Genomic DNA, 14,136 nt, shown 5'->3' with positions numbered 1-14,136 from the left:
AGGAGAAGGATCGCCGCCCTCTACGACCGGGCGCTCCGGGACATCGAGGGAATAACCGTGCTCACCCACCCCCAAGGCGCCCTTCCCACCTACAACCAGTACACCGTCCTGGTGGGGGAGGGAAGAAGGGACGAGCTCGCGGAACACCTGCGGGAAAGGGGCATAGCAACGGCGGTCTATTACCCCGTGCCCCTGCACCGCATGGAGGCCTTCCGGGGGCGCGCAAAGGCTCACGGTGGCCTAGGGCACAGCGAGAAGGCCTGCGCCCAGGTGCTGAGCCTGCCCGTGGACCCGCTGCTTGAGCCCGGGGAGGCGGAGAGCGTAACGACCGCGGTTATGGAATGGGCCTCGAAAAAAGGCGGGTAGAAGGAGAGGTCAGGCAGAATGGAAGACCCGGGCGACCTGGTGATAAGGGTGGTGGAGGTCAAGGGGAGGTGCCCCGCATACGAGGCGGGGGACACCTTCCGCATAGAGAGGGGATTCATGCTGAACAGCGAAAAGCCCCTGTGTATGCACTCCCTGGCCTCCCTCCTCCCCTACTACGTGGCCTTGAGCCGGAGGATATCCCCAAAGGATCTCGGGCTGTGCCGGGAGGGGGACGAGGCCTTCCTGCAATGTCTTGACCCCTGTGGGCACACCGGCGGGGGGACGGCGCTCTTCGCGGTGAGGCGGGAGGGCGCGGGGGAATGAAGATCGTGGACGTCGTGGGGGCCCGCCCGCAGTTCATAAAGCTCGCCCCCGTGCTCAAGGCCATCCAGAAACACAACCGGGAGGCGGGGGGCACGCCCATCCGAGAGGTCCTCGTCCACACCGGCCAGCACTACGACTACGAGATGAGCCAGGTCTTCTTCGATGAGCTGGGGCTCAAGGTGCCCGACCACCACCTGGGGGTGGGCTCCGGCACCCACGCCTACCAGACGGGAGAGATGCTCAAGCGCGTAGAGGAGGTGCTGCTTGCAGAAAGGCCGGATGCGGTGCTGGTCTACGGGGACACCAACTCCACCCTGGCGGGGGCGTTGGCCGCCGCCAAGCTCCACATCCCCGTGGCCCACGTGGAAGCCGGCCTCAGGTCGTACAACCGCAGGATGCCCGAGGAGCACAACCGCGTCCTCGCCGACCACTGCTCGGATATCCTCTTCTGTCCCACTGCCACGGCCGTGGAGAACCTCCGGAGAGAGGGTTTCGGGAACGTCTTGAACGGGGGCCGCCTCCTCCCTCGAGGGGGCCCAGGGGAGCTCTTCCTCTCAGGGCATGCCTCCCGCTCCGGGCCGCTGGCGGTAAACACCGGAGACGTGATGTACGACGCCGCCCTGCTCTACGCAAGCCTTTCCGAAAAGAAAAGCAAAGCCCTGGAAGAGCTGGGCCTCTCGCCCCGCGCATACGCCCTGGCCACCCTGCACCGCGCGGAGAACACCGACAGGGTCGATAGGCTCGCCGGCATCATGGAGGGCCTGGAGAGGATCGCGGCAGAGGGGCTGCCCGTGGTCCTGCCCGCCCATCCCCGCACCAGGAAGGCGCTTAAGGAGGCGGGCATCGGAGTACGGGGGGTGAAGGTCATCGAGCCGGTATCCTACCTCGACATGCTGGCGCTGGAGAAGGGCGCCCGGGTTATAATCACCGATTCGGGCGGGGTGCAGAAGGAGGCCTTCTTCTTCATGGTGCCCTGCGTGACCCTGCGCGAGGAGACGGAATGGGTGGAGACGGTGGAGGCGGGGTGGAACGTGCTTGCGGGATGGGAGCCGGAAGCCATACAACAAGCGGCCAAGGGAAGCAGGCAAGGCGATGAAGCAACCCCGGTTTACGGCGATGGTCATGCGTCTAGCAGGATAGTTAGCTTCCTGTCCATGTTTACAAATATCGGGAGGGTCTGATGAGCAAATATGGAGAGAGTGAGCTTGGAGAGCAGGCAACCGAGAAGCTCAAGGTCTTGCATATTGCCGGATGGTATCCTTCCAAGAAAAACCCCGTGGCGGGCAGCTTTGTGCGCGAGCATGTTAAGGCAACGGCACTCTACAACGAAGTCGTGGTTCTTTATCCAGAGGGAGTTGACAACGATATTTCAGGTCTTGTTCAAATAATGGATAAGTTTGAAGATGGCATACGCACATTGCGTCTGCGCTATAGAAAATCCCCTATTCCCAAAACGACATACATGATTTATCTCTATGTTATCTATAGAGCATTCCGAAAGCTAGTTGGCGAAGGATTCATTCCAGATGTCATACACGCCCATGTTTATTCTGCGGGAGTGCCTGCCGCAATGTTGGGAATTAGGTACGATATACCTCTGGTGTTAACTGAACATTCTTCGGCGTTTCCTAGGGGCCAACTGCGTGGTCTTGAGCTGATGAAAGCCAGGTTCACCTTCAAGCATGCTGTTTTTTCTTGTCCAGTGAGCGATTATTTAAGAAAACACATAGAAGCCTACGGCATCCGGGCACGGTTTTGTGTGATTCCCAATGTCGTGGACACCGCTCTTTTTAGCCCTCCAAATAGAGATGCTGTGGAAGTCAGCAAGAAAAAGCGCTTGCTCCTCGTAGCCTTGCTGGATCCCAAGAAAGGCATTCCATATTTGCTCGAAGCCCTTGATTCACTAAGGAAAAGGCGAGATGATTTCAAACTTGACGTTGTGGGAGATGGGCCGAATCGCGCCGAGTACGAAGGCATGGTACAAAGCCTAGGCTTGCAGGACTTCGTTAGTTTTCACGGTTTGAAAACAAGGGAAGAGGTTGCAGTGGCGATGAAAGACTGCGATATATTCATCCTCCCCAGTCTTGTCGAAACATTTGGCGTCGTGCTGATCGAGGCTTTGGCCTGCGGGAAACCGATTATCGCCTCAAATATTGGAGGACCAAAAGAGATTGTTACTGAAGATGCTGGAAGGCTGGTTCCGCCTGGAGATTCTGCCGCATTAGCCCAAACCATTGACTTCATGCTAGATCATCATAGGGATTTTAAACCCGATGAAATCGCAAGACGCGCTGAAGAACGATACAGCTACGCTGCAGTAGGAAAGATGTACGGCAAGCTCTACAGAATGACGCGCCGCGAGCCCCAAGGATTCTGGAAAAGATTGTTGAAGAAGCTGATGAGACCATTCGATTTTCGCACCTGGTATGTCTACTATAGGGTGAAACTTTGGTCAAGAATCCTGAGAAACCTGAAAGGAACATCCATTAGGGATGAAGCAGCGCTCTGCGCTTCCGCTCTTATAGATATCATATGGTGCATGTTGCATCCGAGGGTTCGCCGAAATCTGATTTGCCGATTCCCGTGCACTGTTTGCTTTAAAGACTATGGTGTCTCTTTCCATATAAGAAAGAGATCAGACGACATCTATTTAGTACTCCCTTTTAGGGAAGGTGACATCCATGAAGCGATATTAGGTTCATTAGATGATGGAGATGTTTTTGTTGATGTTGGCAGTAATATTGGCTATTATTCCCTCCTTGCTGCCAGGAAGGTTGGTAAAGCGGGTCGGGTGATCGCCATCGAGGCAAACCCGAGAAATGCAGAACAGCTCAGGAGAAATATTTCCTTGAACGCAGCTGACAATATAGAGGTTATTGAGGCCGCAGCGTGGAGCGAATCTGGAAGACAAGGGAGAATAAGGTTTAGAGATGGCTTTTTCGGCCAAGGGTATCTCGAAAGAGATAATGAAGTACAAACGGAAGACAAAATGGTCGAGAAGACAAGGCTGACAAGAATCGACGATATATGCAAAGACTTCGGCCTCATCAAGATCATGAAGATAGACGTGGAAGGGGCAGAATATGAGGCATTAAAGGGTGCACAGAAAACCCTGCCAAGAACAGAAATGGTGGTTATAGAGATATCAAGAGATTATGCACAGATTTTTGACTTTCTCTCAAGAGCAGGATATATGCTAAAGGAGTCATCTTGGTCCAGTAATTATTATTTGGCAGAGAATATTGCACTCCCCAAAGACAGTAAATGATAAAGCGACACAGGCAGAAACACTTTGAATTTAAGAAAGGTATATATGGAAAGAGAAAAGGACGGGAAATTCATCCAAGGAACTGCCATAACTTTTATCAGCGGCATCTTGAGTTTTCTATTGGGAATTCCAGCATCCGTTATTTTGGCAAGAATGCTGGGTCCAGAAGGAAGAGGCATCTATGCCCTTGCTATGCTTCTGCCGACCATGATTGTGACGTTAGGCAACTTGGGAATTGGACCGGCAACAGTATTTTATATAGCTCGCGGGGATTTTCGACGGCAAGAGATCTTCGGAAACGACGCGCTCCTAAGCCTATTCATAGGCGGTTCGGGCGTACTCGTTGGTCTGGTTGTTGTCTTTTTCTTTCGGCAAGCCGTTTTCCCAGGCGTTTCGCTTAATTATCTACTTATAGCGTTGACCCTCGTACCACTTGAATTATTCTTCTCTTATGTCAACTGCATCTTGCTGGGAGCACAGCGCATCAAAGAGTACAATTACGTCCAGATCATACAGTCCGTCCTCTTTCTTGCTTTTATCGCATTTGCCCTGCTGGGAGCAAAGGGAGATGTAACCGGAGCAGTGCTTGCCGGGATATTTTCCTGGCTTATTGTCAATATTATTGTGTTTATCTTGGCAAAACGAATTGCTGATGGGATTATTCTCAAGCCGAATAAGACTTATATTAAAAAGGCTGCAGCATACGGAGCACAAGCACACCTGGCTAACATTCTTGGCTTCCTGAACTATCGGATCGATATGTTCATGGTAAATATATTTCTTGATCCTGCAGCGGTTGGATTATATGCCATTGCGGTTGGGCTCATCGAGAAGATATGGATGGTTTCTCATTCAGCCAGTACAGTTCTTTTTCCACGAATAGCGGCGGAAAGAGAAGAGGAGAGACAGAAAGACTTTACGCCTCTTGTGGCCCGCACCGTGTTATGGACAACCGCAATCGGAGCCTTGGTGTTGGCGCTCCTTAGCCGCTGGATAATACTTTTTCTCTTTTCAGAAGCGTTCTTGCCTGCCGTCGGAGCGCTACGAGCTTTAATCATCGGGGTAATAATGCTTAGCGCCGGTCGGGTTCTGGCCAACGACCTTGCCGGTCGCGGTTTTCCGCGGTTAAACATCTATACAGGCTTGGCGGCTGTGGTTACGAATGTGGCCTTGAACAGCATCTGGATTCCTCGCTACGGAATTGTCGGAGCTGCATGGGCATCAACTGCATCGTATTCGGTCACTTTCCTCCTGGCTCTATTCTTTTATTGTCGCATTTCAGGAAATAGGTGGACGAAGGTCATACTTCCTCAGCCAGGAGATTTATCACTATACTATGGTATCGCTAATCGGTCTATTCGATGGATGAGGAAGAAGCTCCGGAGAGGTTAGATGAAAAAGAAGAAAGCTATCTTAATAATATCTGCATTGGATTATTGGTCGCTTGGTGACGGTAAGGGTGGCCCTGCCCTATACAAGACTCTTACTGTTTATTCTGAAAATGGATGGAATGTATATTTCGTAACGGGAAACAAAAGAGATGATATCAATGACGATATCGCCAAGAACATACATGTCATTCGTTTTATGACTCCTTCGTTCCTTTCGTATCTAATGAAAATTAAAGAAATAAGCTTTATTGTTCGGCTCATTTGGTGGTTGCATTTTCAGATGAGAGCTTTCATAGAAGCATATAAGATATCACGGATTGCTAAAATTGATGTTATATACGGCTATGAAGTTGATGCGATGCCTGTGGCAAAAGTCATATCTCTTATATTGGGCGTACCTTTAGTGGCTAGATTTCAAGGAACCAGTTATGGTGTTTTCTGGGAAGGGAAGCGGTTAAAATTTATACGAGCCTGGGAGCATGCTGTAGGGTTAAGAATTCCAGCTGACTTGATCATTATGACAAACGATGGAACACAAGGGGATAGAGTTTTGCAAGGGCTAGGTATTAATACGAGTAAGGTATGTTTCTGGATGAACGGTGTCGATTGGGATTTATTCGATAGGGCACCGCAATACCAACGTGCAAAGGTAGCTCTTGGATTAGATAACTATCATGTTGTCCTATGTATCAGCAGATTAGTCAGCTGGAAACGTGTGGATCGTGCGGTTAAATGCATAAAAGGAGTGGTAGAGAAATGTCCTGATGCATTGCTTGTTATTGTCGGGGATGGCCCTGAGCTCGAAAGGTTAGAGAATCTTGCTCTCAAGCTAGGCGTCAGCGAATATGTACGATTCGTTGGTGCCGTGCCTCATACTGAAATACCGACTTATTTAGCAGCAGCAGATATTTTTCTATCTCTTTATGACTTTTCGAATCTAGGGAATCCATTACTTGAAGCCATGATTGCCGGAAGATGTATTGTTACTATAAACAATGGCGATACTGGAAATATCATTGTTAATGGTGTAAATGGAATATTGCTAGAAGAAGAAGAGCTGGATAGATTGCCATCTATTATTATTGATTTGCTTCAAAACGAGACGTTTCGTGATAGGCTTGGAAAAGGTGCTTATGAGTTTGCCAAGGCAAATTTCTGGAGCTGGGATGAGAGGATAGGTGCAGAGATAGAATCAATTAACAGGCTAATAATGAAGCAGAGCAGCGGAAGTTTCTTGAACAAAATCTGCTGTAAACCTGAGGGCGAGGGATGATAAGCAAGATTGCTAGTAGACAGAAAACCATATTCAATAATTGGTCAAGCCCGTTGATGTGGGTTCTCTGTGTGATATCCGCATTACTAGCTGGATTTATTGCAGCACATGTATTCAATGTCTATGTATATACAATCAGTATTGTGTTGATAATCGTCGTTCTATTATACATTTTTGCAAAGGCCGATATTAAAATATTATCAATTGAGCGAATTCTTGCTTATATGGCGGTTATATCCGGATTCCTTGGTTCCGCAGTTCTTACTTTTGAAGTTGGCACCTTCGCCCTCTTCCCTTTAAGGATCTTGCTAATCGCCCTATGGTTCGCTTTCTGTATCGGGTATCTTGCCCATTGCCCAAGGGAGTTGTCAAACGTAAATAGAATAAAAGGCTTCATGATATTTCTCATCGTATGGTTGATGTTCGCAATCGTCTCTGTGACATGGGCCCATTCAACATTTGATGCAATTAGGAATATTACGTTTCTTACTACAGGAATATCCCTGATTTTTTTTCACGCCTATTATTTTGATAATGAAAACGACCTTAGACGATTGTTCAATATATGGATAGGCGCGTTGATTGCATTGCTCCTTATAGGCTTATGGGAAAATATAACTGGGCATCATTTACCTATATCAGGATATAGCAAAGAGAGGTTGCTCCTATTACATCCTGCAGTTGCTTCTCAGGTAAGATACCGGCCAACAGGAACTTTCAATAATCCGAATGACTATGCCACATTTATTTCGATTTGCATTCCATTCGCCATTAGCTTGACTCGTTATAACAAAAGAATATCCTTGAAGATACTTGGTGTATTATGTGTATTACTTGGAATTTACTTGATATTAAAGGCACAGTCTCGCGGAAATTTGCTTGCAGTTTTCCTCGAACTGTCTGTGATGTTTTTATTCCTCTTAAAGAATTACAGGAAAATAGGATTTATATTATTCATTTTACTGTTTGTAGTTGTGCTTTATCTCGCGTTTCCCATGATTGCGTCCACTACAATAACCGAAGTTCAAGAAAGCACATCCTCCCTGATGTTTGAACTACCTGTGCAAGGAGGTCAAGGCACTACAAGATGGAATCTTGCGAGAAATAGCATTTCTTTTTTTGTTTCCACTTATGGCCTAGGAGTGGGGGCTGGCAATGCAGAATATTGGATGGAATACAGACCAAAATATTACACACATGGCATAACAAACCCTCACAGTTGGTGGCTGGAGTTATTAGTTAACTATGGAGTATTAGTATTTTTTGGTTACCTTTTCTTCTATTATAATATCCTGTTATATTTATGGAAAGCTTATAAAAGGCTGGAGGGAATAATGAAAATGATATGCGAAGCGTTGCTACTATCCTTGGTTGGCTTCACGATTGCTAGCTGGAGCTCGAGTTCGGTAATGGCATTGGCTCCACATTGGTTGATGATTTCATTCAGCTTGGCATCTATTTCTCGGATAAAGAAGATAGCCTAGAAATATGCATGTATTAATAATTCCTTCGGAACGATATTTTGATCGAGAGAGTCCTTTAGCAGGTATATTCCAACGACATCAGGCGCAAGCTTTAAAGAGAGCGGGGTTGAGAGTAGGAGTAATATCTCCTATGCCTAGATCGCTCCGTGATTTTATTAATTATAGGCATTACAGGGATGAGTCTTGGAAAGAGCATAAGATAATCAACGATGAAGGGATTTGGACCTATTGCAACAATGGTTGGATGTGGATACCAGGCAGAACACCATACCTGTCGGCGAAGTATATGTCAAAAATAGGTATTAGCATATTTAAAAATTATTCATGGGAAAACGGAATGCCAGATATTTTGCATGCTCATAATGCTGTCTTTGCCGGTTTTATCGCAGTGAAAATCGCAGAGGAGTATAAGTTGCCATTTGTAATAACAGAACATAGCAGCGCACATATAACAAATAGGATAAAGCCATGGGAAGACAAATTAATAAGACAGACATATAGAAAAGCAAGACGGATTATATGTGTCAGCAGCTTTCTTTGCCAAGAGTTGGAGAGAAGATACCCGGAAATTAACAACATAATTGAATGTGTTCCGAATATACTTGATACAGATTTTGAACGTATAGATATTGATGACATTAATAGAAATCATAGTCATGGGGGAGTGAGAATTATATCAATCGGTAACTTGGTTGATGGGAAAAATTTTGAGGGATTGATAAGAGCGTTTGCAGATTCTTTTAAAGGACAGAACGTATATTTGCGCATAGGAGGCGATGGGCCTAAGAGAAGAAGTTTAGAAGAATTAACAAACGTACTTGGCATTCGCAACCAAGTAGAATTTCTTGGTTATCTTAACAGAAATAATGTATTACGGGAGATGCTGGAATGCGATATATTTGTTCTAAACAGCTATTATGAAACCTTTGGTGTTGTCATAATCGAGGCACTTGCTTGTGGTAAGCCGGTTATTGCCACAGATTGTGGTGGCCCACGAGACATAATAAATAATGTGAATGGAATATTGGTGCCGCCTGGTAGTAATAATAAAATGGCTGAAGCCATGCGTAAAATGGTAAGCGAGTTGAAGCTATATGATCCTATAGAAATTAAGAGGGATTGCGTGAATAGGTTTGGTGAAAGAAGGGTTGTAGGCATGTTGAATCGGATCTATGAAGATATACTGAGCAAAAACAGGGACTAATAAAATGAAAACTTCATATAGAATGTGTAATCGTTGCGTTATGGACACTTCGGCGGAGGAAATAACATTTAATGTTAGTGGTATATGTGGTTTCTGTGATTATTTCGAGCATAATGTTAAGCCCATACTGATACGAGCTACACAGGATAAAGAAAAGATACATTTTAAACAAATAACAGATAGCATCAAATCATCAAGAGCGCATGGAAAATATGATTCAATTTTAGGCATTAGTGGTGGTGTAGATAGCTCATATCTGGCATGTATCGCTATTGAAGCTGGGCTAAAGCCACTTGCTATCCATATCGACACCGGGTGGAATACCGCTCAATCTACAAGTAATGTAAAGAGTATTACGGATAGTTTAAAGGTCGATTTAGAAATAATATCAGTAGATTGGTATGAAATGGTAGATTTGCAGCTGGCTTTTTATAAAGCATCGGTTAAGAACTGCGAGATTCCTCAAGACCATGCTTTCCTTGCGGCCTTATATGACAAGGCTGCAAAAGAAGGGATTAAATACATCTTGACGGGGGGAAATCTAGCAACTGAATCGATATTGCCTGCATCATGGGGTTATAATGCTGGTGATCTCCGTCACATGTTATCAATACATAGGCAATTCGGGTCAAGGCCATTGCGAAATTTCCCCATGTTAAGTTTCTGGAAACGTTATTTCTACTACCCTTTCATTAAAGGTGTCAGGGAAATCAGGTTGCTTGATTACATTCCATATAAGAGATTTGAGGCAAAAGAATACTTGATCAATAAACTGGGCTGGAGAGACTATGGAGCAAAACATTATGAATCGGTCTTAACGCGCTTTTTCCAGGGATATTACCTACCCATGAAATTTGGTATTGATAAGAGAAGGGCACATTATTCAAGCATGATACTTTCTGGTCAAATGACAAGAGAAGCGGCACTTGAGCAACTAAAAGAACCACCATATCCAAGCGAGGAGCTACTTGAGGAAGACAAGAAATATATCGCTCAAAAACTTGGCATTTCGTTGGAAGAATGGGAGAGCATTCTGGCACTTCCACAAAGAAGGCACGAGGAATTCCCTTCGTCAAAAATGCTCTTTATGATTAAGGATAAGATTGTAGAAATACTTGGCATAAGAAGAAGACGGTATGGTTTGTAAGGAGAATGCCAGAAAATAATGAAAAAGGTCGTGCATATTTCAACTGTACACCCTGCGTTCGATACCAGGATATTCCATAAGGAGGCCAAGACCCTGGTAGCTAATGGATATAGGGTGACATTGATTGCAAGGAAAAAGTATACCGAAGTTGTAGAAGGGGTAAGAGTAGCTGGATTGCCTGAGCCAGAGAATCGTATGGCCAGGATGTTGTTTCTCACTAGGAAAGCATATCAACTGGCCGACCTAGAAGAAGGCGATATATATCATCTACACGATCCCGAGCTTCTAATATACGGGTTATTTCTTAAACTAAAGGGTGCTCGTGTTATCTATGATGTACATGAGGATGTACCCAAACAGATCATGGGCAAGGATTGGATTCCCCGGATAATGCGGAAGCCGGCATCATTTTTAGCTTGGGTAGTCGAATATGTAACTTCGCATATGATAGATGGAACAGTTGCTGCAACACCGACCATACTCGAGCGTTTTCCTAGGCATAAAACGATAATGGTCCAGAACTTCCCTTTGTTGGAAGAATTTAGGATGGGTAAACGTTTTCCATACGGGGAGAGACCAAAATACGTAATATATATGGGAGTCATTTCAGAGGAGCGAGGAATCAAGGAAGTGATACATGCATTAAACCTTGTAGGCAAGGATATAAATGTGAGATTGATTTTAGCGGGCCGATTCTATCCGCATTATCTGCGCAATGATGTTGCTAACATATTAGGATGGGAGCATGTAGAGTATATTGGATGGCAGGATCGAGAGAATCTGGCTGATAGATTAGGGAATGTGCGTGCCGGAATTTTAACGTTTCACCCTTTACCAAATCACGTGGAGTCACAACCAACCAAGCTATTTGAATACATGGCCGCAGGTTTGCCGGTAATTGTGTCGGATTTTCCGTTGTGGAGGAGAATAATTGAGGAGACAGGGTGCGGGATATTGGTGAATCCCTTAGATCCGAGGGAAATAGCGGAGGCAATTACCTGGATAATGGAACACCAAGAGGAGGCTGAGGCAATGGGAAAACGCGGGCAGGAAGCGATAAAGGATAAATACAACTGGGAGAGCGAGGCTACGAAATTGATAGAGTTTTACAAAGCAATGTCATGAGGTCGTAAGTGATCCGAAACTGTTTTGCGGTAATCTGATATGTCCGAAGTAGACGATATCATATCAGGGGTCCTCACAAGAATCTGTGTGTAGCTGAACCCAAGCAAACCTTGCCATAAAGGCATTCTCCCCCTATTTTCTGGTTGCTGTAAACATGACCAGGAAACAGGAGGGAGAAATGCACATCTCAAGTCTACTACGCCTGACTCTGGGACTGAAGGGCCACAGGGTAAAAAGGGTGCGATGGGATGACGGCAAAATCGTCGCTGAGCTCGCCGCCAACCTCCCATTCCGCGCATCTCAAAACGGTTTTCTCCCTAATTATCCACCGGGCTGGGGACATCGGCGATAGGCGCTTTCGGGAACGCCGAGCAGGGCAAGAACCTGCTTCTGCAGCTCGGTCAAATCGGGTTCGAACCGCTGAACCTCACGCCCGTTTTGCAGAAGCGTATGCCTCTCGACCAGGCTGAAGAGACGGAATATCTGTTCCGAGGTGGGCCGGTCTCCCATTCCGCGCATCTCCGAAGAGTTTTCTCCGAATTAAGTTCCCAGCTCAGCTAGCCTTTTGCCTTCTTCGCCCCAAGGATGATCTCGGCTGATTCGTGCTTCCAGTCGTCGAGGAGGGCTTTTATCTCACGGTGGTTGGCAATAGCTTGCTCGAGCATCTCCGCCTGCTCCGGCGACAGCGTCCTGTGGACAAGGCGGCCGTCCACGTAGCGGGTCCACTCGTAGTAGGGGCCATGCAGCGCCTTGGGGTCGGAGGTACACCGGCAGTAGGTGTCCACGGCGGTGTAAAAATGTACACATTATGGCGGAATAGAAATGTACATAGCAGTCCAAGCTAATAGGATAACGACAGAGACAGGAAGAATCCCTCTTTTGAAAAGAAAGGAGGGGTTCTATGTACCGGGAGAAGACCTGGATGGACGCCAAGAGCCTGCGCGCTCAAGGGATGAGCTACGTGGAGATAGGGGAACTTCTGGGGATAGACAGAAGGACCGCCAAGAGGCTCTGCGAGGAAGAGGAGCCTCCCCAGGCAAAGGGAAGAGAACGGAGCTCCAAGCTGGATGCCTTCAAGATGGTCATAGACAGCTGGCTGGAGATGCGGCCCAAGATGAGGTCCACCATCATCTACGAGAGGCTCAAGCCCCTGGGTTACGAGGGCGGCTACACCATCGTCAAGGACTACGTGCGCTCCCGGCGGGAGGAGCTGGCCCAGATAGCCACCGTCCGCTTTGAGACCCTGCCCGGATACCAGGCCCAAGCCGACTTCGGCGAGGCCAAGGTCTCCTTCCTCTCCGGCAGATCCCCCGTGATCCTGCTGGTGTACCTGCTCGGCTTCTCCCGCTGGCGCAAGACGCTGGTGACCCCCGATGAGACCAGGCAATCGCTCATAGCGGGGCTCGCCGACGCCTTCTCCTCCGCGGGCGGCATACTGCAAGAAGTCCTCTTAGATAACCAGAAGCCGGTGGTGGTGAGGCCCCGCCGCCCGGGTGAGGACGCGGTGATCGCCGATGAGTGGCTGCGCTTCTGCGCCCACTACGGCACCAGCACCCGGGCTTGCTGGCCCTACCGGGCCCAGACCAAGGGCAAGGTGGAACGGCCCATCGGGGTGGTGAAGACTTTCCTCTATGCCCATACCTTCCTGGACCTCGAGCACTTAGAGTACGAGCTCTCCTGCTGCGACGCCTCCTACAACGCCCGCACCCATGCCACCACCGGCATGGCGCCGGCAGAGCGCCTGGAGCTCGAGCGCTCCTACCTGCTGCCGCTTCCCTCAGAGCCCTTTGCCTACGCGGTAAGCCACCGCAGAAGCGTCTCCCGGGACTGTTTCATCTCCTTCGAGGGCAACCTCTACTCCGCTCCGGCGGCCTTCGCCGGCAAGGAGATCAGACTGCGCGCAACCCCGCAGGAAGTGATCATCTATTCGACCCGCGGGGCCCTTCTGGCCTCCTATGCGAGGAGGCCCAAGGGTGCGGGCGCCCGGCTCCTCAACCCGGACCACTGGCAGGGGGTACCGGGAGCTGAGCAGGCTCTAGAGACGCTGGTAAGGCTCGAGGAGATGGGACTTTCCCCTTACGTGGTGGAGAAACGCGACCTCTCCGTCTATGAGGAGGTGGCGAGTGGAGATAGCTGATGACCTCGAGGCCGTCGGCCTAAACGCCACCGCCCGGGCCTTAGACGAGCTGGTGCTCGAGGCCACCCGCAAGAAGCAATCCTACGGCGATTTCCTGGCCAGCGTGCTCAGGCTGGAGCTCGCCGATCGCGCCACAAAGCGAGAGACCATGCTCATGCGCCTGGCCCACTTCCCGCAGGTAAAGACCCTGGAGAGCTTCGACTTCGCTTACCTGCCCGACCTCGACCCCAAGGTGGTAGCGGAGCTCCGCAGCCTGCGCTTCATAAAGAACCACGAGAACCTGCTCCTTTTGGGCCCGCCCGAGGCCCTGACATAATGCACTCCTCTCTACAATCCACTGTTCATCACGTTTTTCATCTTGAACAAGCCTGGTAGCGGACCATCTCCAGCATAAATACCGATCGTTGAGCCATATCA

13 protein-coding genes are annotated in these 14,136 nt (G+C 48.3%); 12 read left to right on the top strand and 1 reads right to left on the bottom strand.

The genetic code is table 11. The annotated features are described in order from the left end of the window. The 10 genes from H5T74_14365 to H5T74_14320 all read left to right on the top strand — a co-directional run. A partial coding sequence (locus H5T74_14365) for a DegT/DnrJ/EryC1/StrS family aminotransferase (protein MBC7231560.1) occupies positions 1-366 on the top strand: 366 nt, incomplete at its 5' end. Between the two features lie 18 nt (positions 367-384). Next, positions 385-690: a TIGR04076 family protein gene (locus H5T74_14360; GenBank protein ID MBC7231559.1), complete on the top strand. Its 306-nt coding sequence runs from the start codon at positions 385-387 to the stop codon at positions 688-690. After that, entirely contained in the window at positions 687-1,871 is a 1,185-nt protein-coding gene (locus H5T74_14355) for a UDP-N-acetyl glucosamine 2-epimerase (protein MBC7231558.1), read from the top strand. The genes H5T74_14360 and H5T74_14355 overlap by 4 nt, the downstream gene beginning before the upstream one ends. Next, a complete protein-coding gene (locus H5T74_14350) occupies positions 1,871-3,958 on the top strand; it encodes an FkbM family methyltransferase (GenBank protein ID MBC7231557.1) in 2,088 nt (695 codons plus the stop codon). The genes H5T74_14355 and H5T74_14350 overlap by 1 nt, the downstream gene beginning before the upstream one ends. 45 nt (positions 3,959-4,003) lie before the next feature. Beyond that, the gene (locus H5T74_14345) at positions 4,004-5,350 is read left to right on the top strand and encodes a flippase (protein MBC7231556.1); all 1,347 of its coding nucleotides are present in this window, start codon (positions 4,004-4,006) and stop codon (positions 5,348-5,350) included. Next, the gene (locus H5T74_14340) at positions 5,351-6,622 is read left to right on the top strand and encodes a glycosyltransferase family 4 protein (GenBank protein MBC7231555.1); all 1,272 of its coding nucleotides are present in this window, start codon (positions 5,351-5,353) and stop codon (positions 6,620-6,622) included. It begins immediately after the preceding gene. Further along, on the top strand, positions 6,619-8,106 hold the full coding sequence (locus H5T74_14335) for an O-antigen ligase family protein (protein ID MBC7231554.1): 1,488 nt from the start codon (positions 6,619-6,621) through the stop codon (positions 8,104-8,106). The genes H5T74_14340 and H5T74_14335 overlap by 4 nt, the downstream gene beginning before the upstream one ends. A gap of 106 nt (positions 8,107-8,212) precedes the next feature. Next, the gene (locus H5T74_14330) at positions 8,213-9,310 is read left to right on the top strand and encodes a glycosyltransferase (protein ID MBC7231553.1); all 1,098 of its coding nucleotides are present in this window, start codon (positions 8,213-8,215) and stop codon (positions 9,308-9,310) included. Between the two features lie 22 nt (positions 9,311-9,332). Then, entirely contained in the window at positions 9,333-10,457 is a 1,125-nt protein-coding gene (locus H5T74_14325) for an N-acetyl sugar amidotransferase (GenBank protein ID MBC7231552.1), read from the top strand. A gap of 18 nt (positions 10,458-10,475) precedes the next feature. Further along, on the top strand, positions 10,476-11,582 hold the full coding sequence (locus tag H5T74_14320; GenBank protein MBC7231551.1) for a glycosyltransferase family 4 protein: 1,107 nt from the start codon (positions 10,476-10,478) through the stop codon (positions 11,580-11,582). 557 nt (positions 11,583-12,139) lie between these two features. Here the strand turns inward: H5T74_14320 and H5T74_14315 are convergent. Next, positions 12,140-12,367: a hypothetical protein gene (locus tag H5T74_14315; protein MBC7231550.1), complete on the bottom strand. Its 228-nt coding sequence runs from the start codon at positions 12,365-12,367 to the stop codon at positions 12,140-12,142. Positions 12,368-12,483: 116 nt separating this feature from the next. Between H5T74_14315 and H5T74_14310 the strand changes: the two genes are divergently transcribed. Further along, on the top strand, positions 12,484-13,719 hold the full coding sequence (locus H5T74_14310; GenBank protein ID MBC7231549.1) for an IS21 family transposase: 1,236 nt from the start codon (positions 12,484-12,486) through the stop codon (positions 13,717-13,719). Beyond that, the gene (locus H5T74_14305; protein ID MBC7231548.1) at positions 13,706-14,035 is read left to right on the top strand and encodes an ATP-binding protein; all 330 of its coding nucleotides are present in this window, start codon (positions 13,706-13,708) and stop codon (positions 14,033-14,035) included. The genes H5T74_14310 and H5T74_14305 overlap by 14 nt, the downstream gene beginning before the upstream one ends. The last annotated feature ends 101 nt before the right edge of the window (positions 14,036-14,136 follow it).

It is taken from the genome of Actinomycetota bacterium, assembly GCA_014360645.1.
Classification (GTDB): Bacteria; Actinomycetota; Geothermincolia; order Geothermincolales; family RBG-13-55-18; genus Solincola_B.
Note: the sequence above shows the minus strand (reverse complement) of the source record. Positions and strands in the feature narration are given on the sequence as shown.

Bases quoted from the DNA above. Each gene is read 5' to 3' on its own strand.
- H5T74_14360 (MBC7231559.1), top strand. From the start codon at position 385: ATGGAAGACCCGGGCGACCTGGTGATAAGGGTGGTGGAGGTCAAGGGG.
- H5T74_14355 (MBC7231558.1), top strand. From the start codon at position 687: ATGAAGATCGTGGACGTCGTGGGGGCCCGCCCGCAGTTCATAAAGCTC.
- H5T74_14350 (MBC7231557.1), top strand. From the start codon at position 1,871: ATGAGCAAATATGGAGAGAGTGAGCTTGGAGAGCAGGCAACCGAGAAG.
- H5T74_14345 (MBC7231556.1), top strand. From the start codon at position 4,004: ATGGAAAGAGAAAAGGACGGGAAATTCATCCAAGGAACTGCCATAACT.
- H5T74_14340 (MBC7231555.1), top strand. From the start codon at position 5,351: ATGAAAAAGAAGAAAGCTATCTTAATAATATCTGCATTGGATTATTGG.
- H5T74_14335 (MBC7231554.1), top strand. From the start codon at position 6,619: ATGATAAGCAAGATTGCTAGTAGACAGAAAACCATATTCAATAATTGG.
- H5T74_14325 (MBC7231552.1), top strand. From the start codon at position 9,333: ATGTGTAATCGTTGCGTTATGGACACTTCGGCGGAGGAAATAACATTT.
- H5T74_14320 (MBC7231551.1), top strand. From the start codon at position 10,476: ATGAAAAAGGTCGTGCATATTTCAACTGTACACCCTGCGTTCGATACC.
- H5T74_14310 (MBC7231549.1), top strand. From the start codon at position 12,484: ATGTACCGGGAGAAGACCTGGATGGACGCCAAGAGCCTGCGCGCTCAA.